22 protein-coding genes and 1 other annotated feature are annotated in these 20,521 nt (G+C 29.8%); all 22 genes read right to left on the bottom strand.

Translation table 11 applies throughout. From position 1 onward, the window contains the following. Positions 1-50: 50 nt before the first annotated feature. Positions 51-515 carry a Fur family transcriptional regulator gene (locus LLF98_RS03715; RefSeq protein WP_291700939.1) on the bottom strand — a complete coding sequence of 155 codons (465 nt, stop codon included), beginning with the start codon at positions 513-515 and terminating at the stop codon, positions 51-53. A 94-nt stretch (positions 516-609) separates the two neighbouring features. After that, positions 610-888, bottom strand: a complete 279-nt coding sequence (locus LLF98_RS03710; protein ID WP_291700937.1) for a DUF1292 domain-containing protein — start codon at positions 886-888, stop codon at positions 610-612. Between the two features lie 119 nt (positions 889-1,007). Further along, on the bottom strand, positions 1,008-1,421 hold the full coding sequence (gene ruvX, locus LLF98_RS03705; RefSeq protein ID WP_291700934.1) for a Holliday junction resolvase RuvX: 414 nt from the start codon (positions 1,419-1,421) through the stop codon (positions 1,008-1,010). A gap of 48 nt (positions 1,422-1,469) precedes the next feature. Then, positions 1,470-1,727 carry an IreB family regulatory phosphoprotein gene (locus tag LLF98_RS03700; protein WP_291700932.1) on the bottom strand — a complete coding sequence of 86 codons (258 nt, stop codon included), beginning with the start codon at positions 1,725-1,727 and terminating at the stop codon, positions 1,470-1,472. Positions 1,728-1,864: 137 nt separating this feature from the next. Further along, the gene (alaS, locus tag LLF98_RS03695) at positions 1,865-4,504 is read right to left on the bottom strand and encodes an alanine--tRNA ligase (RefSeq protein ID WP_291700929.1); all 2,640 of its coding nucleotides are present in this window, start codon (positions 4,502-4,504) and stop codon (positions 1,865-1,867) included. Positions 4,505-4,602: 98 nt separating this feature from the next. Then, positions 4,603-4,779: a binding site (T-box leader), on the bottom strand. A gap of 165 nt (positions 4,780-4,944) precedes the next feature. Continuing rightward, on the bottom strand, positions 4,945-5,973 hold the full coding sequence (locus LLF98_RS03690) for an AI-2E family transporter (RefSeq protein ID WP_291700927.1): 1,029 nt from the start codon (positions 5,971-5,973) through the stop codon (positions 4,945-4,947). Further along, positions 5,954-6,454 carry a PRC-barrel domain-containing protein gene (locus tag LLF98_RS03685; protein WP_291700926.1) on the bottom strand — a complete coding sequence of 167 codons (501 nt, stop codon included), beginning with the start codon at positions 6,452-6,454 and terminating at the stop codon, positions 5,954-5,956. The genes LLF98_RS03690 and LLF98_RS03685 overlap by 20 nt, the downstream gene beginning before the upstream one ends. Positions 6,455-6,732: 278 nt before the next feature. Next, a complete protein-coding gene (gene mnmA, locus LLF98_RS03680; protein ID WP_291700925.1) occupies positions 6,733-7,809 on the bottom strand; it encodes a tRNA 2-thiouridine(34) synthase MnmA in 1,077 nt (358 codons plus the stop codon). A gap of 8 nt (positions 7,810-7,817) precedes the next feature. Further along, the gene (nifU, locus tag LLF98_RS03675; RefSeq protein WP_291700924.1) at positions 7,818-8,255 is read right to left on the bottom strand and encodes a Fe-S cluster assembly scaffold protein NifU; all 438 of its coding nucleotides are present in this window, start codon (positions 8,253-8,255) and stop codon (positions 7,818-7,820) included. 1 nt (position 8,256) lies between these two features. After that, positions 8,257-9,438, bottom strand: coding sequence for a cysteine desulfurase NifS (nifS, locus tag LLF98_RS03670; protein ID WP_291700923.1), 1,182 nt, complete (start codon positions 9,436-9,438; stop codon positions 8,257-8,259). Positions 9,439-9,440: 2 nt separating this feature from the next. Beyond that, complete coding sequence (locus tag LLF98_RS03665; RefSeq protein WP_291700922.1) at positions 9,441-9,893, bottom strand: Rrf2 family transcriptional regulator; 453 nt, start codon at positions 9,891-9,893, stop codon at positions 9,441-9,443. Between the two features lie 129 nt (positions 9,894-10,022). Next, on the bottom strand, positions 10,023-11,267 hold the full coding sequence (locus tag LLF98_RS03660) for a replication-associated recombination protein A (RefSeq protein WP_291700919.1): 1,245 nt from the start codon (positions 11,265-11,267) through the stop codon (positions 10,023-10,025). 358 nt (positions 11,268-11,625) lie between these two features. Beyond that, positions 11,626-12,420, bottom strand: coding sequence for an ATP-binding cassette domain-containing protein (locus tag LLF98_RS03655; protein ID WP_291700917.1), 795 nt, complete (start codon positions 12,418-12,420; stop codon positions 11,626-11,628). Beyond that, entirely contained in the window at positions 12,386-13,288 is a 903-nt protein-coding gene (locus LLF98_RS03650) for an ABC transporter permease (protein WP_291700915.1), read from the bottom strand. The genes LLF98_RS03655 and LLF98_RS03650 overlap by 35 nt, the downstream gene beginning before the upstream one ends. Next, the gene (locus LLF98_RS03645; RefSeq protein ID WP_291700913.1) at positions 13,288-14,304 is read right to left on the bottom strand and encodes an ABC transporter substrate-binding protein; all 1,017 of its coding nucleotides are present in this window, start codon (positions 14,302-14,304) and stop codon (positions 13,288-13,290) included. The genes LLF98_RS03650 and LLF98_RS03645 overlap by 1 nt, the downstream gene beginning before the upstream one ends. Positions 14,305-14,533: 229 nt before the next feature. Then, positions 14,534-14,947: a HutP family protein gene (locus LLF98_RS03640; RefSeq protein WP_291700911.1), complete on the bottom strand. Its 414-nt coding sequence runs from the start codon at positions 14,945-14,947 to the stop codon at positions 14,534-14,536. A gap of 228 nt (positions 14,948-15,175) precedes the next feature. Beyond that, entirely contained in the window at positions 15,176-15,994 is an 819-nt protein-coding gene (locus LLF98_RS03635; RefSeq protein ID WP_291700909.1) for an acetyl-CoA carboxylase carboxyltransferase subunit alpha, read from the bottom strand. Then, positions 15,987-16,862, bottom strand: coding sequence for an acetyl-CoA carboxylase, carboxyltransferase subunit beta (accD, locus tag LLF98_RS03630; RefSeq protein WP_291700907.1), 876 nt, complete (start codon positions 16,860-16,862; stop codon positions 15,987-15,989). The genes LLF98_RS03635 and accD overlap by 8 nt, the downstream gene beginning before the upstream one ends. Continuing rightward, the gene (locus LLF98_RS03625) at positions 16,855-18,207 is read right to left on the bottom strand and encodes an acetyl-CoA carboxylase biotin carboxylase subunit (RefSeq protein WP_291701225.1); all 1,353 of its coding nucleotides are present in this window, start codon (positions 18,205-18,207) and stop codon (positions 16,855-16,857) included. Before LLF98_RS03625 ends, accD begins: the two co-directional genes overlap by 8 nt. Positions 18,208-18,216: 9 nt before the next feature. After that, entirely contained in the window at positions 18,217-18,645 is a 429-nt protein-coding gene (fabZ, locus tag LLF98_RS03620; protein WP_291700905.1) for a 3-hydroxyacyl-ACP dehydratase FabZ, read from the bottom strand. A gap of 3 nt (positions 18,646-18,648) precedes the next feature. Continuing rightward, positions 18,649-19,176 (bottom strand): acetyl-CoA carboxylase biotin carboxyl carrier protein, encoded by a 528-nt coding sequence (gene accB / locus LLF98_RS03615; RefSeq protein WP_291700903.1) that lies wholly within the window; start codon positions 19,174-19,176, stop codon positions 18,649-18,651. Between the two features lie 107 nt (positions 19,177-19,283). Beyond that, complete coding sequence (fabF, locus tag LLF98_RS03610; protein WP_291700901.1) at positions 19,284-20,519, bottom strand: beta-ketoacyl-ACP synthase II; 1,236 nt, start codon at positions 20,517-20,519, stop codon at positions 19,284-19,286. Positions 20,520-20,521: the final 2 nt, after the last annotated feature.

Raw genomic sequence — 20,521 nt, 5'->3', positions numbered from 1 at the left:
TTCCTATATTATTTATAAACAAAGGTTCTTTCTAAATATTAAAAGTCCTTTTATTCATCATTATGTTTTTTTTGACATTCATTACATATTCCATAAAATTTCACACTATGATCTAAAATTTTAAACTTATATTGTTTCTCAATGCCACCTTCAAGCTCTTCTAATAAATCATCTTGAACTTCCGAAACTTTATGACAATTATTACAAATAAGATGATGATGTCTATGTGCTTCATCGGAATGTACAATTTCATATCTACTACATCCATCATTTAAATCTAATCTTGATATAACTCCTAGCTCTTCCAGTAAAAGAATGGTTCTATAAACTGTTGCTAATCCAATTTCCGGGCAGCTTATTTTTACCTTATCATATATTTCTTCTGCTGTTAAATGTTTACCCTCATTGTCAATAATTGTATCAACAATAGATCTTCTTTGCGGTGTTAATTTATAACCCTTCTTTTTCAAATCTTCTTTTAAGGCATTCATATCAATTAAATTTGATACATCCATACATAATACCTCACTTTTCACATTAAATTTAGATTAAAATAAATTAATTTTTATTTCAGCCTCCAAATCGACCAATACTCACTGCATTTAGATACTACTCTTGAACTAAACCGTCTTCATTCATAAGCGTATCATAAGTTTCTAATACCATTTCAAATTCATCATCATCATCTTCAAGTGCTATAAATATCTCGCTACCATCTTCATCTTTAAAAATTTTAAAAGCATATGCATCATCACTTTCTTCAAATGCTGGTGCTGCAATTATATATTGTCCTTTTAATTTTTCTATTTCAAAGTATATAATAACCTCAAACTTAACTTCATTTCCATCTTGATCAGGTATATATACAAATTTTGCATCTTTATCCATAAATGTATCCCTTCTAAATCTTATTTTTTTATTATTAATAAAAGTATATTTAAATTTTACTTTTTTCTATAAATATACCTTTTAAAATTCTATTTTTTATTTTTTAATAATTAACTATTCTATCTTGATATCATATCTAAATATCCTTGAAGAATATACGTTGAAGCCACTTTATCTACTATTTTTTTTCTTTTACTTCTTGATAAATCTGCTTCAAGCATTGCTTTATGGGCTGCAACAGTAGTTAAACGTTCATCCCAAAATTTTATTTCAACTTTAAGCTCTTCTTCTATTAACTTACCAAAAGACATTGTAATCTCTCCAGATGTTCCTATTGTTCCGTTCATATTCTTTGGAAGTCCAATTATTATGACTTTCACATCATATTCATCACAAAACTTTTTTATTTCTTGTATGTCTTGTTCCTTTTTAGTTCTTCTTATTGTGGTCAAACCTTGAGCTGTGAACCCTAATGGATCACTTACCGCAACTCCTATAGTCTTTTGACCTACATCTAATCCTAATATTCTCAAATCAGCACTCCTTAAAAATTAAGAGTGCCCGTTATAAACGGGCACTCTCTACTTTATCTCTAAATAAGACTTTATTACTTCTTCTAGTATGTCATCTCTTTCGAGTTTTCTTACTAAAGCTCTTGCTCCGTTGTAATTAGTGATGTAAGTAGGGTCTCCTGAAATCAAATATCCAACTAACTGATTTATAGGATTGTATCCTTTTTCTTGTAATGAATTATAAACTTCTGTTAATATTGTCTTTGTAAGAGCTTCTTTATTCTTACTTAAATCAAATTGCATTGTATGTTCAATATTATTATTCATATCATCGTTGCGTAAAGCAACACACCCCCTTAATCAGTATATAAAAACACCATATCTATATTTATTATTAACTTAATATTTTAAATTTATTCACTAATCAATACTTAGATTATAACCTATATTTTATAAAAAGTATACTACTTTGCTAAAGTTTCCACTATTTTATAAGACTCTTTAATTGCTTCTTGTATTTTTTCTGGTAATTTTCCACCTGCTTGAGCCATGTCTGGTCTTCCACCACCACCGCCACCAAGAATAGCAGATACTTCTTTTATTAATTTTCCACAATGAGCTCCATTGGCTATTGCATCTTTGGTTGCCATAGCACATATAATAACTTTTCCAGCATTTTCGCTCATAAGTAATACTATGCTATTTTCAACCTTATCTCTTACTTTTTCACAAACCTCTCTTAAAGCATCACTATCAACATCTTTTAATTCATATGATATTACATTAATATCTTTAACATTCTTTGTACATGCTACTATATCATCTATTCCCATTGATGCAAATTTAGACTTTAAAGATACTATTTCTTTATCTTTTTCCTTTAATTCTTTAACTTGTTGATCAAGCTTAATTAAAAGTTCTTTTTCTGAACATTTAAGTTTATTTGAAATTTCTTTTAATAACTCTTTCTTTTCATTGACTAATTTATAAGCTTCTTTTCCAATGACAGCTTCTATTCTTCTCGTTCCTGCTGCAATACCACTTTCAGACACGATTTTAAATAATCCTATCTTACCAGTATTATCTATGTGCGTTCCACCACATAATTCTTTAGAATATTCTCCGGCAGATACTACTCTAACTTTATCAGAATATTTATCATCAAATATACAAATAGCGCCACTATTTTTTGCATCTTGAAGATCCATAACTTCTGTAACAACTGGTGTTACGCTAGTTATTGCTTCATTAACTAAATCCTCAACTTTTGTTATTTCTTCTTCTGTTAATCCTTCAAAGTGAGAGAAGTCAAATCTAAATTTATCGTTACTTACAAGCGATCCTGCTTGATGAACATGTGACCCAAGAACTTTAACCAATGCTTTATCTAAAAGATGGGTTGCAGTATGATTTTTCTTAATATTTTCACGTCTAGCCTTATCTACTTCTAAAGTAACCTTGTCTCCTGCTTTAACTTCTCCAGATAAAACTTCTACAAAGTGAATTATCTTTCCACCAATATTTTTTTTAGTATCAACAACTTTAGCTCTAAAGCTATCATTGAATATAAAACCAGTATCTCCTATTTGTCCACCCATTTCTGCATAAAATGGAGTGATATCTGTAACTATAATTCCATTACTTCCTTCTGTTATAGAATCTGCAAATTCTTCGCCTTCAATTAAAGCTTTAACTTCACCAATTAATGTATCATTTTCATATCCATCAAAAACAGTTTCAATATCTGATGATATTGCATCTGAAGTTTTAACATCCGCTCCCATATAGTTAGAAGTCTTTCTTGCATTTCTAGCCCTTTCTCTTTGAATCTTCATTTCTTCATGAAAAGCATCCTCATCTAAAGATAATCCTTCATCTTCTAATATTTCCTTAGTAAGTTCCATTGGAAATCCAAAAGTATCATATAATTTAAATCCATCAGCACCTTTAAGAATTTTTTCATTATTTTCTTTTAATTCGCTTATGAATTCATTTAATATTTCCATTCCTGAATCCAAAGTTTCTCTAAATTTATCTTCTTCTATTTTAATTACTTTTTTAATATATTCTTTTTGCGCTTCTAATTCTGGATATGCATCCTTTGAATCTCTAATAACAATATCACATAAATTACAAAGGAAAGCATCTTTAACTCCTAAAGTTTTTCCATGTCTTGCTGCTCTTCTAAGAAGTCTTCTTAAAACATAGCCTCTTCCTTCATTTGATGGCATTACATCATCCGAAATCATAAAAGTTATAGATCTTATATGGTCAGTTATAATTCTTAAAGAAACATCTGACTTACTATCATCACCATATTTAACATTCGCAAGTTTAGAAACTTCGCTTAATATATTTTCTAATGTATCTATTTCAAATACACTATTCTTGCTTTGCATTATAACTGCAAGTCTTTCAAGACCCATACCAGTATCTATATTAGTACTTGTAAGTTTTTCATAGTTACCTTTTCCATCTCCATCAAATTGAGTGAATACAAGGTTCCAAAATTCTATTATTTTGTCTGCATCTGAAAGTTCAACAAACTCTTCTGAATTAGTTGGCACTTCATCAGTTCTACTAAAATGAATTTCTGTACAAGGACCACAAGGACCAGCACCATGTTCCCAGAAGTTATCTTCTTTTCCTAATCTGAATATATGGCTCTTATCTACATCTGTAAGTGTAGTCCAGAATTCATATGCTTCATCATCATCTAAATATATTGTTACATATAGCTTATCTTTTGGAAGTTCTAAAACTTCAGTTATGAATTCCCAAGCCCATGGAATTACTTCTTTCTTAAAGTAATCACCAAAAGAGAAATTTCCAAGCATTTCAAAGAAAGTACAATGTCTGCTTGTTATTCCTACATTTTCAATATCCCCTGTTCTAATGCACTTTTGGCAAGTTGTAATTCTTCTTTTGGGTGGTTCTTGTAATCCTGTAAAATAAGGTTTTAGTGGAGCCATTCCAGCATTTATTAATAATAAACTCTTATCGTTCTTTGGAACTAAAGGAAAACTCTCCAATTTTAAATGTTCTTTACCTTCAAAAAATTTCAAATACGCTTCTCTCAAATCATTTGTTTTTGTAACTTTCATAAACTATTCCTCCATATATTATTATCAATTTAAAATTATTTTAGTTGATTATGCATTAGTTATATTTACTAATAAAAAAAGCTTTCTCCCTTAATAAACAAAGGGACGAAAGCTGAAATTCCGTGGTACCACCCTAATTATGCATAAATCTTATACATCACTTAGTAATTTATAGCTCCTAGGTAGCTTCAAAATATCTAAATAAAAAGTTTTCACTAACCACTTCTTCTCTGAATATCTATAATAAATCTACTCATCCTATTCATCGCTTAATATTTTCTTATTTCATCAAAATTATATTTCATATAGATAATTATGTCAATATACAACTAAATACTATTTTTTCTTAATGTATAAAATATTAAAAAATAACTACTGCATATGAAAGAAAATAAAATTTCAAAGATGTGAAGAAGTATTAACTCGTTTTTTGATTGTACCTAAAATAAATAATAATTTATATCATCATATAAAACTTTTATTATAACAGCTATAGGAACCACCAGTATCATGCCTATAAACCCGCCAAAATTATCTCCTGTAATTAATAAAATTATTATTACAAAAGGATGCATATCTGTACTATCGCCTGTCATTTTGGGAGCTAAAATATCTCCTTCTAATTGTTGAATCACAAACATTCCAATAATCACCCAAAGTGCTTTTATAGGTGAATCTAAAAGTGCAACTATAACTGCTGGTATTGCACCAAATATTGGCCCAAAATAAGGTATTATGTTTAATATTGCATTTAAAATAGAAATCCATAAAGGAAATTTAACCTTTAATATTAGTAACAAAACAAAAGTTAAAGCTCCTATTACCCCCGAAAGTAATAACTGACTTGTTATGTATCTTGTTAATACCCTATCTATATCCTTTATAATTTTTTTAGTTATTGCTCTTTTTTCTGTGGGCAATAATAATAGACTTTTTGTGTATATCTTATTTCCGTCGCAGAGAAAATAGTAAATCATAATTGGTATAATTGCAAAAGAAATAATATTATCACTAAATTTAATCAAATTATCTACAGCACTTTCTGAAAAGTTTATCCAAATTGTATTTCCTTTTTCTAAAATTTCATTATATATTACATTAATTGCTAAAATGTTATTTAAATTATATTTAAGAGCTACTTCTTCTAAAAAATTATTTATTTTTTCAAATACATTACTAATATTAGCTATTTCGTTAAATAAAGCAGGAACTATAACTATTATACATGTAGTAACAATTCCTATTATTATTGATATAACTAGTACAGAAGCTGTTCTCTTGCTAACCTTAAGTTTTGCTTCAAATGTATCTCTAATAGGACTTAAAGTATATGCTAAAATAAAAGACATAATAATAATATTCATTATTGTATTTATTGAATGGTTAAAAAAGTAAGCTAATATTAAAGCTACAACAAATAATAAAATCAATATAGATAATATTAATTTTTTATGCTTTCTTAGTTGCATTATACTGCTCCATATTATGTGGCATTGATTTAAATGAAATGCCTTCACTTCCTGTATATAATATATACTTTTCTCCAAGTATACATCTATTTAAAAGAATGATTTGCTTACCTTTTATCATTTTATCTATTAGCCCCGAACTTATTACTATAGCTTTTATTGAATAATCTTGTATATCTATTATCATATCTTCCAAAACACCTTTTATATTACTTAACGTATCAATAATCTCCATATATTTAATTTCTTTAAAGGTTAATCCTTCTCCTTTTCTTATGGAATTTATTATAACATCCTCACCTATATCTATAACATCTTGCATACATACATAATTGTTTTTAGAAAACAAGATACTATTAGATACTTTAAACCCTACAACCTTTCCTAAATAGAAATCTATATATAAATCTTCTATAACTCCAATCTTTTTACCTTTAATATTATAAACATTTTTGAAGTAGAAATCCCTAGTCTTAAACATTTTTTCCTCCATTGCATCAATATAGGCCATTTTACTATCCATATCTTAACCACTATAAAGAAAATTTATTCAGAACTTGCCTATCTACAAAAATAATTTAAAATTATTTTTATGCAGTCTGTTTATTTAAAATAGAATATTAGGAATAAATTCCATAGATTACAGATTGATTACTGCTAGATGTGCAAGTTTATTTAGATGAAAAAAATTAAGCAAAAACATTAAAGAATAAACTTTTATGTTTTTGCTTAATTTTTAATATGCTAATATATGTAAAATTAAAGTACTGTTTCGATTATTCCGCCACCAACTACTACTTCATCATCATAAAATACAACTGATTGGCCTTTAGTTATAGCTCTTTGTTTTTCTTTAAAAGAAACTTTAACTCTACCATTTGGAAGTGGAGTCAAAATTGCATCTGCTGGTTTTGCAGAATATCTAATTTTAGCTTGCACTTGTATTTCTTTTTCTAACTTATCAAAAGAAATGAAATTCGTATCTGTTGCAATTAGATCTGTTTTAAATATATCATCTTCAGCACCTAGTACAACTTCATTAGTTTTTGCATTTATACCTATTACGAAAACTGGTCTTCCAAGAGAAAGTCCAAGCCCTTTTCTTTGCCCTATAGTATAATATACAATTCCTTTATGTTTTCCAAGTATATTACCACTTTTATCAACAAAATTACCTGTCTTAACCCTATCTGGCCTTACTTCTAAAATATATCTCCCATGATTATTATCTGGAATAAAGCAAATTTCTTCGCTATCTTTTTTGTTATGAACAGCTAAACCAATTTCTTTTGCTATTTCTCTTATTTTTGTTTTTTCATATTCTCCACAAGGCATTAATGTGTGTTCTAATTGATCTTGCGTAAAATTATATAATGCATATGTTTGATCCTTGCTATCATCGTCAGATCTAATTAAAAGATATCTATCATCACGTTTTTCAATTTTAGCATAATGACCTGTAGCTACATAATCTGCACCAATTCCTCTAGCTCTTCTTAAAAGTTCATCAAACTTCAAATGCTTATTACATTCAATACAAGGATTAGGTGTTTTTCCATCTATATATTCTTGAACAAAAGGATCTATGACCTTTTCTTTAAAATAATCTCTAAAATTTAAAACATAAAAAGGTATTTCAAGTTTATCACATACTCTTCTTGCATCGTCAACAGCAGAAAGGGAGCAACAGCCCCCTTCCTTTTCTTCAAATTCATCATCTTGTTGCCAAATTTGCATTGTAGCACCAATGACTTCATATCCCTGCTGTTTTAACAAATATGCAGCAACAGAACTATCTACACCACCACTCATACCTATTAAAACTTTTTTCTTCATAATTTCACCTATTCTTCTCCATGTACAGCAGCATGTAAATCTTCATCACTATGCTCTTCCATTGGTATTACTTCTAATCCATTATTAGCTCTATAATCATTTATAGCCTTATGAATTGCTTCTTCCGCAAGTACTGAACAATGCATTTTCACTGGTGGAAGTCCATCTAATGCCTCAGCAACTGCTTTATTAGTTAATCCCCAAGCTTCATCTATAGTTTTCCCTTTAATTAATTCAGTTGCCATTGATGAAGATGCTATAGCTGATCCACATCCAAAAGTCTTAAATTTTACATCTTTTATTATATTATCTTCTACCTTTAAGTAGATTTTCATTATATCTCCACACTTAGCATTTCCAACTTCACCTACACCATTTGCATCATTTATTTCCCCAACATTTCTTGGATTTTGAAAATGATCCATTACTTTTTCTGTATATATCATATTATTTTTCCCCTTTCTTTAAAAAGTCATCCCATAATGGTGACATATTTCTTAATCTTTCAATAATTGGTGGTACAACTTCAAGAACATAATCAACATCTTCTTCAGTTGATCCTTCACCCATTGATAGTCTTAATGATCCATGAGCTATTTCATGAGGAAGCCCAATTGCAAGTAATACATGTGATGGATCTAAAGATCCTGATGTACAAGCACTACCACTTGATGCGCAAACCCCTTTAAAATCTAATGATAAAAGAATTGATTCACCTTCAATAAATCTAAAACATACATTAACATTTCCAGGTAATCTTTTATCACCTTTAGGTCCATTTAATCTAGTATATGGAATTTTTAAAAGTCCATCCATTAATTTATCTCTAAGTAGCGTTAATTTTTTCATATGTTCTTCTAAATTATCAGTTGCAAGCTCAAGTGCTTTACCAAGACCTACAATTGATGCAATATTTTCTGTTCCAGCTCTTCTATTCTTTTCTTGGCCTCCACCATGAATTAAGTTATCAATCTTAATTCCCTTCTTTATATATAGCACTCCAATACCTTTGGGTCCATAAATCTTATGACCTGCTAATGATAACATGTCTATATTCATTTCATTAACATCTACAGGCACATTTCCAACTGCTTGAACTGCATCTGTATGGAAGAAAATTTTCTTTTCTCTACAAATTTCTCCAATTTCTTTTATTGGTTGAATTGTTCCTATTTCATTGTTAGCAAACATAATGCTTACTAAAATTGTTTTATCAGTAATGGCATTTTTTAAATCCTCTAATCTAATAAAACCTTCTTCATCAACATCTAAATATGTAACATCAAAACCATTTTTTTCTAAATATGCACAAGTATGAAGAACTGCATGATGTTCAACTTTAGTTGTTATTATATGATTTCCTTTATTTCCATGGGCTGATGCAATCCCTTTTATTGCCCAGTTATCGGCTTCTGATCCACCCCCTGTAAAATATACTTCATCTGGTAAGCAGTTTAATGATTTTGCTACTTGCTCTCTAGCTTTATCTATAGCCATTTTTGTTACTCTTGATATTCCATAAAATGAAGATGGATTTCCAAATTTTTCAGTAAAGTAAGGAAGCATTTCTTCTAGGACTTCTGGCTTAACGTAAGTTGTAGCTGAATAGTCCATATATACATTTTTCATATTTATTCACTCCTATCGGCAATTCTGATACCACTTTTTTTATTTTTACTAGCTTCATAATCATCAATTATATCTTGTAATGTAATTGAATTCATGACACTATCTATGCTATTTTTAATTTTTTCCCATACTGCTTTAGTTGCACAACAATCTGAAGTATCACATTCAATGCCATCAATACAATCTGCTATTTCAATAGGACCTTCTAAAATAGTCATTATATCTCCTACAGTTATTTCATTTGGCGGTTTGCATAAAACATATCCACCCTGTGCTCCTCTTATACTTCTTATAATATTAGCACGTCTAAGCGGGCTAAATAGTTGTTCTAAATAATATTCTGAAAGATTTTCTCTTTTTGATATAGTTTTTATTGAAATTGGGGCCCCACCATAATTAGTTGCTAAATCAACCATAGCTCTAACTCCATATCTTCCTTTAGTTGAAAGTTTCATTATGTCTTCACCCCTTTTCATTTTCTTTATAATTTAATATATCTTTTATAAATTTTCTAGTATTATAAAAAATATATTAAATTTATTTATATCTTATCAAAATGCTCGGCTTTTGTCAAACTATAATTACTATTTTTTTATTTCTGTCCAATATTTCCTTAAACTTTCTTCATACTTATTATTTTGTTCATTATAATAAACCTTTCCACGTAATTCATCAGGTAAATAGTTTTGCTTTATATAGTTATTAGGGTACTTATGAGGATATTTATATCCACATATGCCAAGGCTTGATGCTCCTGAGTAATGTGCATCCTTTAAATGCATTGGAACATCTCCAAAATTAATATTTTCTAAATCATTCATTGCAGAATCAATAGCTAAACATGCACTATTAGATTTAGGAAGTGTTGCTAAGTATATAATTATCTCAGAAAGAATTATTCTCGCTTCTGGAAGTCCAACCTTTAAAGCAAGTTCTATTCCTGAATTAACAACAGATAATGCGTTTGGAAAAGCAAGACCTATATCTTCAGCTGCGATAACAGATATCCTTCTTATTATAGCAGTCAAATTCCCGCCCTTAATCAATCTAGCTAAATAATGAATTGCTGCATTTGGGTCACTTCCTCTTATGCTCTTTTGAAGTGCACTTAACAAATTATAAAATTCATCACCACTAGAATCAACTCTCATATTAGATTGCCCTAAACTCTCTATATATTCACATGAAATTACTCTAGCCTTCTTAACTTGAGAATTTATAGCTAATTCCAAGATATTATAAGCTTTTCTATAGTCACCTTGGGATATTTCTGCTATATAATCTAATGCTTCATTTGAATACTCTATTTCTATACCTTCAGATATCAGCTTTTGTATAGAATTTTTAAGCCCAATTATTATCTCTGCAATTGTTAGCGGCTTAAAAGAAAATATATTACATCTACTAATTATAGCTTTATGTATAACAAAATATGGATTTTCAGTAGTACTGGCAATTAAAGTTATTCTTCCATCTTCTATAAATTCTAATAATGCTTGTTGCTGCTTTTTATTAAAGTGTTGAAGTTCATCAATGTATAATACTACTCCATTGTAGTTTAATAAATTATCCATATTATTAGTTATGTCCTGAATATCTTTTACAGATGCAACTGTTGCATTTAATTTATAAAACTTTTTATCTACATAATTAGCCATTATGTTAGCTAAAGTCGTCTTTCCTGTTCCTGGTGGTCCATAAAATATGCAATTAAATATATTTTTACCTGCTATTAAATTATATAATGGTTTTCCTTTGCCTAATATATGCTGCTGTCCTACAAAATCTTCTAATTTACTAGGTCTCATTAAATCTGCTAATGGTCTCACATTTCCACCTCTTTTTTACCATTATTCTTTAATTTATATTATAAACTTCATTCCATATAAAATAACCTTTGCTCCAATAATCTCTTTACTTACAAATTTAGATTGCAATAAATAATATTATAGCAGATATAATATTTCCTGTCCCTGTAACTATTATAGGTGCATTTTTATTATTTTATCTATTTTCTTTGAAGTGTCTACCATATAATGTTTATTGAGAATACAAGTCCCGGTTACATTAAATCTTTTCAACATGAAATTATCACCATCCTATACTATTATTTTATCATATCTTAATATGATTTAAACGCAAAAAATTAAGCAGCAAGATTCCAAAGTTTCTTACTGCTCAATTTTTTTACCCAAATAAAGTTCTATCACTTAATCCATCTGTGACATTGGCTTTTTCAAAAAGTCCAAGAAGTTTATTAGTATCTAATTTTTCTTTTTCCTCACCCTTAACATCAACTAAAATTTTTCCTCTATGCATCATAAAAAGTCTATTACCATTTTCAAGGGCATGTTTAAGGTTATGTGTAACCATAAGTGTTGTTATTCCACTATCTTTAACAATGCTTCTAGTTATGTCCATTATTTTTTCTGAAGTCTTAGGATCTAAGGCTGCAGTATGTTCATCTAGTAATAACAATTTAGGTTTTGACATTACTGCCATAAGTAATGTTAATGCTTGTCTCTGTCCTCCAGATAAAAGTAATACCTTATTATAAAGCTTATCTTCTAAACCTAAATCAAGTTCGCTTACCATTTCTTTATAGTAATCTATTCTCTTTTTATTTATTCCAAATCCAAGATCAAATGTTTTGCCTTTATTATCTGCAAGTGCAATATTCTCTAAGATAGTCATATTAGGTGCAACCCCTTTAGACGGATCTTGAAATACTCTTCCAATAAATTTTGATCTAGCATATTCTGGTTTATTAATTACTTCATTTCCATCTAATAATATAGATCCTGAATCTGCTTCTATTGTTCCTGATATCATATTTAATAATGTTGATTTACCTGCTCCATTTGAACCAATAATACTTATAAAATCACCTTGAGTAACATCTAAAGATAATCTATCAAAAACTCTATTTTCATTTATAGTATTAGGATTAAATACCTTGGACAGTTGTTTGACTTTTAACATCTTCAGTACCACCTCCCATAATAGGTTTTTTCTTTTTAGATTTGAAAAATCCACTATTAGAGCATAATGCTATAACTACAATTATTGCGGTCATTAACTTTAAGTCATTAGCATTTAAACCTACTTTTAATACAATTGCTATTGCAGCTTTATAAATAATTGCACCTAGTATTGATAGAGTAGTTACTTTAACAAAAGATAATCTTTCAAATAAAGATGTACCAATGATTACTGCTGCAAGACCCATTACTACTGTACCTGTACCCATGCCAACATCACTAAATCCTTGATATTGTGCTGTTAATGCACCAGCTAATGCAACTAATGCATTACTTATCATAAGACCTAATACTTTAACTAAGTCTTTATTTACTCCAAGGGATGAAACTACTTGTTCATTATCTCCTACTGCCCTAAGTAAAAATCCTGATTTTGTTTTTAAGTATAGATCTAATAATATTTTTATTATAATAACCATTATTAAAATCACTAGTATAGCTGGCATAGTTGATTTAAATAGGTTAGGTGTATTAAATAATGGCACATTTGCTTTTCCCATTATTCTTAAGTTTATAGAATATAAACCTATCATTACTAATATTCCAGCCATTAAATTTGTTATTTTAAGTTTAACGTGTAAAAATGCTGTTATACCTCCAGCTAGTGCTCCACCTAAAGTTGCTACTAATATTGCAATCCATGGATTAACTTCCTTAACTAGAAGAGCTGCAGAAATTGCAGCCCCTAGTGGGAATGTAGAATCTACTGATAAATCAGGAAAATCTAAAATTTTGTATGTTATATATACTCCAATTGAAACTAAAGAGAATAGTAGTCCTTGTTCTAAAATATTAATTAAAACCCCCACTACTCAATGCCTCCAGTTACCTTTTTAGCATTAGCTTCTATATCTGATGGAATTGTTATATTTAACTTCTTCGCAACATCTGTGTTTATAGTAAATGACATTTCACTTAATGTAGTTATTTCAACTTCTGAAGGTTTCTTTCCATCTAATACTTCTGCAGCTTTTGCTCCTGCTTCTTTTCCTAATTTATAATAATCTATACCTATTGATGCAAGACCACCTTTAGTTACTACAGCTTCTTCTGCACCTATTATAGGAATATTTTTTTCTAAACAAAGCTTACCTACTAATGCATCTCCTGAAGCTACTGTATTATCTGTTGGTGTATATAATACATCTATTTGACCTAATGCACTTGCTAAATTTTGATTTATTTCATTTACATTAGTAACTCCAACTTCTTTTACTGCTAACCCTTGTTTTTCTGCTGCAGCCTTAAGTTCATCAACTTGAATTACTGAATTTGTTTCTGAAGTATTGTAAATTACACCTACAGTTTTAGCATTTGGAATTAATTTTTTTAATAACTCTATTTGCTTATCTACTGGAACTTTATCTGATGTACCAGTAACATTAGTGCCTGAACTCTTCCATTCTTTTGCAATTTCTGCTTTTACTGGATCTGTTACTGCAGTAAATATTATTGGTATATCTTTAGTAGAATTATATGCTGCTTGAGCTGCTGGTGTTGCAATTGCAAAAATTAAATCTTTTTTTGCATCTGTAAATTGTTTACAAATAGTTTGTGCATTTGCTTGTTCACCTTGAGCATTTTGTTGTTCAATTTTGATATTTTTTCCTTCTTCATATCCTTTTTCTTTTAATCCATCAACAAAACCTTTGTTTGATGCATCTAAAGCGTCATGTTGTACTAATTGTACAATTCCAATATTCTTTACTTCTGATGAAGTAGTAGTTCCCTTATTAGAATCTGTTGCACCTTTTCCGCATCCTGCAAGGATTCCTCCTACTAGAACTGTACATAATAGCATGGCTAACTTTTTTTTCCCTACCATAATCCTATCCTCCTATTATTTTCATCATTATCAATTTCCTACTATACTTCTTTATTTTACCTCTAATCTAATTACTACTATTATAAATATATCCCTATATTTATAATGATTGCTTAAATAAATTGATAATAATTTATAAATCTTTTACGTTATAATATCATAATTCAAAATAGTTGTAAAGCTTACACACCCTTACTTTTAGCATTTTTAATATAAAAATTATAATGAGTTATATTGGTAATGATCTATGACCTATTCCTATGACTACTTCATCTAAATGTAATAGTCCAATATTTAGAAATATACACACTGATATATGCTCTCCACCTCTTGCTATCCCTATTTTACCGCCTACATTTTGCCCATTAGCTCTATTTGAAATTTGAATTATCGCATCTCTAGCGGCTCCTATAACAGCGCCTTCATGTAAGTGCTCTTCTCTAATTAATTGATTTCTTTTTGCTGCCACTAATGCACTTTCTAATATTTTAGTTATGGAAGAATTAATATTACCACCTATATTTACCGCTGTAACCTTTATTCCTTGTTCATTATAAAATCTTTTCAATTCATCTTCTTCATTTCTATTACATATAGCCATCTTAGTTGCAATTTTAGCAACTTTTGTACTATTACTTTCCATAATAAATCCCCCTCTTTTTTCAATTTAATAACATCTTATTTCTACTTGTCCTTATTGTCAATATCACAATATTTCAAAACCTTGGCAATTGACTCTTTGATTTCTTTAAATTTACAATTATAGTACAATTTCCTATACATAAATAAAAACTGTATCAAAATAATTTTCAATCATTTTGATACAGCCATTATATTAACTACTAATTCATTTTATTAGTTAAAAATTCTATTAATAAAAGTTACCCATTTGTCTAAATTTATTATATCTTTCATCAACTAGAGTAGCTAAATCTTTTCCCTTTAATTCTACTAAAGAATCCAAGATAATTTTCTTCATCCCCTCAGCTACTTTAGCTGGATTTTTATGAGCTCCGCCTCTAGGTTCTTTTATTATATCATCAATTATGCTAAAATCTTTTAAGTTTTTAGCAGTAATTTTCATAATTGCTGCTGCTTCTTTGACTCTACTAGCATCTTTCCATAAGATTGAAGCAAATCCTTCTGGTGAAAGAACTGCGTATACAGAATGTTCTAGCATAAAAATTTTATCTGCAACTGTTAAAGCTAAAGCTCCTCCACTTCCACCTTCACCTGTAACAATAGAAATTATTGGCGTTTTTAATCTACTTATTTCAAAAAGATTATTTGCTATAGCTTGCCCTTGACCTCTTTCTTCTGCTCCCATACCTGGAAATGCTCCTGGCGTATCTACAAAACAAATCACTGGTCTTTTAAATTTCTCTGCTTGCTTCATAAGTCTTAATGCTTTTCTATATCCTTCTGGATTTGGCATCCCAAAATTTCTTTTTATATTTTCATTGGTATTTGAACCTTTAGTTATTGCTACCACTGTAACATTTATATCATTAATTGATGCAATTCCTCCAATTACAGATTTATCATCACCAAAGTATCTATCACCATGAAATTCTATATAATCTTTAAATATAGTTTCTATATAATAATTTGCATTTGGTCTGTCTTTATGTCTTGCAATTTCAACGTGTTCCCATGGTGTTGTATTTATTTTTATAAAATCTTTATCCATAATTCCTCACCCCATGTAAAATAAGAATTTTATATATACATGTTCTCATGTTCTTTCTGTCAACAATAGCATCGACAAAACCCTTTTGTAATAAAAATTCTGCTTTTTGAAAATTATCTGGAAGTGTTTCGTTGATTGTACCTTCAATTACTCTTCTTCCTGCAAATCCAATTAATGCATTGGGTTCACTTAAAATAATATCACCTTCCATGGCAAAGCTTGCTGTTACACCTCCAGTAGTTGGATCTGTTAATACAGAAATATATAAAAGACCAGCTTCATCATGTCTTGCAATAGCTGCGCTAACCTTTGCCATTTGCATAAGTGAAAAAATTCCTTCTTGCATTCTAGCACCACCTGATGCTGTAAAAATTATAACTGGTAATTTATTTTCTGTAGCATATTCTACAAGCCTTGTAATCTTCTCTCCAACTACAGTTCCCATACTTCCCATCATAAAGAAACTATCCATAATTGCACAAGCAATATCTATTCCATTTAATTGTCCAATACCAGTAACAACTGCTTCCGTACTGTCTGTTTTTGATTTGCCACTTTTCAGTTTCTCTTCATAGCCTTCAAAATCCAGTGGATTTGTAGTTTTTAACTCTTTCCATAATTCTTTAAAAGTATGTTTATCAAAGAATATTCTTGCTCTTTCTTTTGCATTTATTCTAAAATGATACCCACAGGATGTACAAACATACTTAGCATGTTCTAAATCTTCAACGTAAATCATTTCGTTACACTTATTACATTTAGTCCACATTCCTGATGGAATATTAGGCTTTTCTTCAGTAACACTCTTTTTTATTACTGAAGGTTTAACAGTTGCATATTGCCTTTTTGTAAATAAGTCCTTAAGCATCCTTCTTCACCATCTTTTCTGATAAAAATGAAGTGTCATAATCTCCTTCTAAGAATTCCTTAGTTTCAAGTATAGATAGTTCAAAATTAATGTTAGTCTTTACTCCGCCTACTGCAAATTCTGATAATGCTCTATTCATTTTTACAATAGCTTCATTTCTATCATATCCGAAAGTAATTACCTTAGCTATCATAGAATCATAGCAATGTGGTATTTTATATCCACAAAATATTGCTGAATCTATTCTAACACCCAAACCACCTGGAACACAAAGTTCTTCAATAGTTCCTGGACATGGCCTAAAATCATGTTCCGGATCTTCTGCATTAACTCTACATTCTATAGCATGGCCTTTAATCTCTATATCATCTTGAGTAAATCTAAGTTTTTCTCCTGATGCTATTCTTAATTGTTCTTTTACCAAGTCTATACCTGTAACCATCTCAGTAATTGGATGTTCTACTTGTATTCTTGTATTCATCTCCATAAAATAGTAATTATTATCTTTATCAAATAAAAATTCTATAGTTCCTGCATTTTTATAATCTACAGCAAGAGCTGCCATCTTTGCAGCTTCACCCATTTTAGCACGTAACTCTTCATTTAATACGTTAGATGGAGCTTCTTCCAAAACCTTTTGGTTTTTTCTTTGCATTGAACATTCTCTTTCACCTAAATGTATTACATGCCCATATTCATCAGCTAATATTTGAAATTCAATATGTTTTGGTTTTTGAACAAATTTTTCTAAATATAATGTATCATCTCCAAAGCAAGCTTTTGCTTCTGCTTTAGCTGTTTTAAATCCCATTAAGAATTCTTCATCATTATTAGCAATTCTTATTCCTTTTCCACCACCACCTGCTGCAGCTTTTATCATTACAGGATATCCGATCTCTTTTCCTAGTTCTAATGCATGTGCTTCATCTCTTATTTTCCCTTCATATCCTGGTACTACTGGAACTCCACAAGACTTCATGATTTCTCTAGCCTTAGCCTTGTTTCCTATCCATTCAATGGTTTCATAATCAGGTCCTATAAACTTTATATTACATTGCCTGCACATTTTTGCAAATTTGGGATTCTCAGATAAAAAACCAAACCCTGGATGTATAGCATCTGCACCAGTTAAAACACATGCACTTAAAATATTAGTTATATTTAAATAGCTATCCTTAGGCATTGCAGGTCCAATACATACAGCTTCATCTGCTAACTGGGTATGAAGTGCTTCTTTATCTATTTCTGAATAAACAGCAACTGTACTTATCCCCATTTCCCTACATGCTCTAATTATTCTTACTGCAATTTCTCCTCTATTGGCAATTAGTACTTTCTTGAACATCATTATCACCTATCCTATAGCAAAAAGTATTTCTGCTTCACAAACTGTTTTTCCATCAACTGAGGCTATTCCTTTTCCAATTCCTATAGGCCCTTTTATTTTTATAATTTCACAATATAAGTCCAATCTATCACCTGGTACAACCTTATTTTTAAATCTAACTTTATTCGTTCCTGCAAATAATGGGGTTTTTCCTTTAAACTTTTCCATTGAAAGAATAGCAACTGCTCCTGTTTGAGCTAATGCTTCTATTTGTAGTACTCCTGGCATAATTGGTTCTTCAGGATAATGTCCTTGAAAAAACTCTTCATTAGCAGAAACATTTTTATATGCTCTTACAAATTGTTTATCCTCTATCTCCATTTCAATAACTCTATCAACTAATAAAAATGGATATCTATGAGGTAAAATTTCTTTTATTTCTTTTATATTAAGCAAATCCTATTCCCCCTTAACCTTAAATAATGGCTGACCATATTCTACCATATCTCCGTCATTAACTAAACGTTCAACAATTATTCCACTATAATCACTTTCTATTTCATTCATAAGCTTCATAGCTTCAATTATACAAATAATTTTCCCCTTAGAAATTGTACCTCCAACTTCTGCAAAAGCTGGACTTTCTGGTGATGGTGAAGAATAAAATGTTCCTACCATAGGAGAAATTATGACGTCTATATTCTTATCTTCTAAAACTATCTCTTTTTCATTACTAACTATTTCTTCATTTTTTACCACATAATCTTCTGATTTTTCTATTGAATTAATTGAATTCAATTTGGTACCAGAACCAACTAAATTATTTACAGTGCTAGCATTACTTAAATTGCTCAAATTATTATCAGCTAGTCCTCTATTTAATGATTTATCCATTTTTATATAATCATTGCCACTTGAAAGTTCAAAAAAAGCTAAACTTGAAGAATCAACTAATTTAATTAATTCTTTAATCTTTTCAAATTCCATAAATATATCCTCCTTTAAATTAATGAATGATTAATGATGAATAATTATGGATGAAATTACTTCGTAATTTCTTTTAAATTTCATCATTCATCATTCATCATAAAATGTTATTTCCATTTCTTTAAAAGTAATGTTGCATTATGCCCACCAAAACCTAATGAATTAGTAAGTGCATATTCTAATTGTTGCTTTCTTCCAACATTAGGTACATAATCTAAATCTAATTCTTCATCTTTTGTTTCATATCCAATTGTTGGTGGAATGAACCCTTCTTGAAGAGCTTTTGCACATATTATTGCTTCAATTGCTCCTGCTGCTCCTAATAGATGACCCGTCATAGATTTTGTTGAAGATATCGGAATCTTATATGCGTTTTCTCCAAATGCACTCTTAATTGCTGCTGTTTCAAATTGATCATTCAATGGTGTTGAAGTTCCATGAGCATTTATATAAGAAACTTCTTCTAACTTAATTCCAGCTTCAGCTATAGCATCTTTCATAGCCTTTGCAGCACCACTACCATCTGGAGCTGGCGATGTAATATGATATGCATCACAAGTTGAACCATAACCAACGATTTCAGCTATAATATTTGCACCTCTTGCCTCTGCATGTTCTAAAGATTCAAGAACTACAAGCCCTGCACCTTCACCCATTACAAATCCGCTTCTATCCTTGTCAAAAGGAATAGATGCTCTCGCAGGATTGTTATCTGAATTTAATGCCTTCATGCTACCAAATCCTGAAACTCCAAGTCTAGTTATAGGCGCTTCTGCACCTCCTGCAAGCATCACATCTGCATAGCCATGCTTTATAGTTCTAAATGCATCTCCAATATTATTAGTTCCTGTAGCACAAGCAGTTACTGCTGATGTACAAGGTCCTTTTAATCCATATTTAATTGCTACATTTCCTGCCCCTAAATTTATAATTGTCATAGGAACAAAAAATGGAGATACTCTCTTTGATTTTCCAGTAGCAATTTTAGTACATTCAGTTTCGATAGTTTCAAAACCACCTATTCCTGATCCTAACATTACCCCGAATCTATCTAAATCTTCTTTTTCTAAATCTATTCCTGAATCTTTTATTGCTTCATCTGCAGCAACTAATCCAAATTGAGCAAATCTATCTAATCTTTTAGCTTCTTTTTTACCAATTAAAGTATCAGGATCGAAATCTTTAACTTCTGCTGCAATTTTTACATCTATTAAATCTTGATCTATTAAAGTAATAAAATCTATTCCTAATTTTCCTTCTTTTGCATTATTCCAAAATGTAGTAACATCATTTCCTATAGGAGTTAAAGCCCCCATTCCTGTAATTACAACTCTTCTTTCCATAA

Source organism: Clostridium sp. (assembly GCF_021372645.1).
Classification (GTDB): domain Bacteria; phylum Bacillota; class Clostridia; order Clostridiales; family Clostridiaceae; genus Clostridium.
This window is presented reverse-complemented; position numbering and strand designations above follow the sequence as displayed.

Bases quoted from the DNA above. Each gene is read 5' to 3' on its own strand.
- LLF98_RS03635 (WP_291700909.1), bottom strand. From the start codon at position 15,994: ATGGATAAAGATTTTATAAAAATAAATACAACACCATGGGAACACGTT.
- LLF98_RS03690 (WP_291700927.1), bottom strand. From the start codon at position 5,973: ATGCAACTAAGAAAGCATAAAAAATTAATATTATCTATATTGATTTTA.
- LLF98_RS03665 (WP_291700922.1), bottom strand. From the start codon at position 9,893: ATGAAACTTTCAACTAAAGGAAGATATGGAGTTAGAGCTATGGTTGAT.
- mnmA (WP_291700925.1), bottom strand. From the start codon at position 7,809: ATGAAGAAAAAAGTTTTAATAGGTATGAGTGGTGGTGTAGATAGTTCT.
- nifS (WP_291700923.1), bottom strand. From the start codon at position 9,438: ATGAAAAATGTATATATGGACTATTCAGCTACAACTTACGTTAAGCCA.
- LLF98_RS03625 (WP_291701225.1), bottom strand. From the start codon at position 18,207: ATGTTCAAGAAAGTACTAATTGCCAATAGAGGAGAAATTGCAGTAAGA.
- LLF98_RS03685 (WP_291700926.1), bottom strand. From the start codon at position 6,454: ATGTTTAAGACTAGGGATTTCTACTTCAAAAATGTTTATAATATTAAA.
- accD (WP_291700907.1), bottom strand. From the start codon at position 16,862: ATGCTTAAGGACTTATTTACAAAAAGGCAATATGCAACTGTTAAACCT.
- LLF98_RS03710 (WP_291700937.1), bottom strand. From the start codon at position 888: ATGGATAAAGATGCAAAATTTGTATATATACCTGATCAAGATGGAAAT.
- LLF98_RS03715 (WP_291700939.1), bottom strand. From the start codon at position 515: ATGGATGTATCAAATTTAATTGATATGAATGCCTTAAAAGAAGATTTG.
- LLF98_RS03645 (WP_291700913.1), bottom strand. From the start codon at position 14,304: ATGGTAGGGAAAAAAAAGTTAGCCATGCTATTATGTACAGTTCTAGTA.
- nifU (WP_291700924.1), bottom strand. From the start codon at position 8,255: ATGATATATACAGAAAAAGTAATGGATCATTTTCAAAATCCAAGAAAT.
- accB (WP_291700903.1), bottom strand. From the start codon at position 19,176: ATGGAATTTGAAAAGATTAAAGAATTAATTAAATTAGTTGATTCTTCA.
- alaS (WP_291700929.1), bottom strand. From the start codon at position 4,504: ATGAAAGTTACAAAAACAAATGATTTGAGAGAAGCGTATTTGAAATTT.
- LLF98_RS03700 (WP_291700932.1), bottom strand. From the start codon at position 1,727: ATGAATAATAATATTGAACATACAATGCAATTTGATTTAAGTAAGAAT.
- LLF98_RS03640 (WP_291700911.1), bottom strand. From the start codon at position 14,947: ATGGAAAGTAATAGTACAAAAGTTGCTAAAATTGCAACTAAGATGGCT.
- LLF98_RS03655 (WP_291700917.1), bottom strand. From the start codon at position 12,420: ATGTTAAAAGTCAAACAACTGTCCAAGGTATTTAATCCTAATACTATA.
- fabF (WP_291700901.1), bottom strand. From the start codon at position 20,519: ATGGAAAGAAGAGTTGTAATTACAGGAATGGGGGCTTTAACTCCTATA.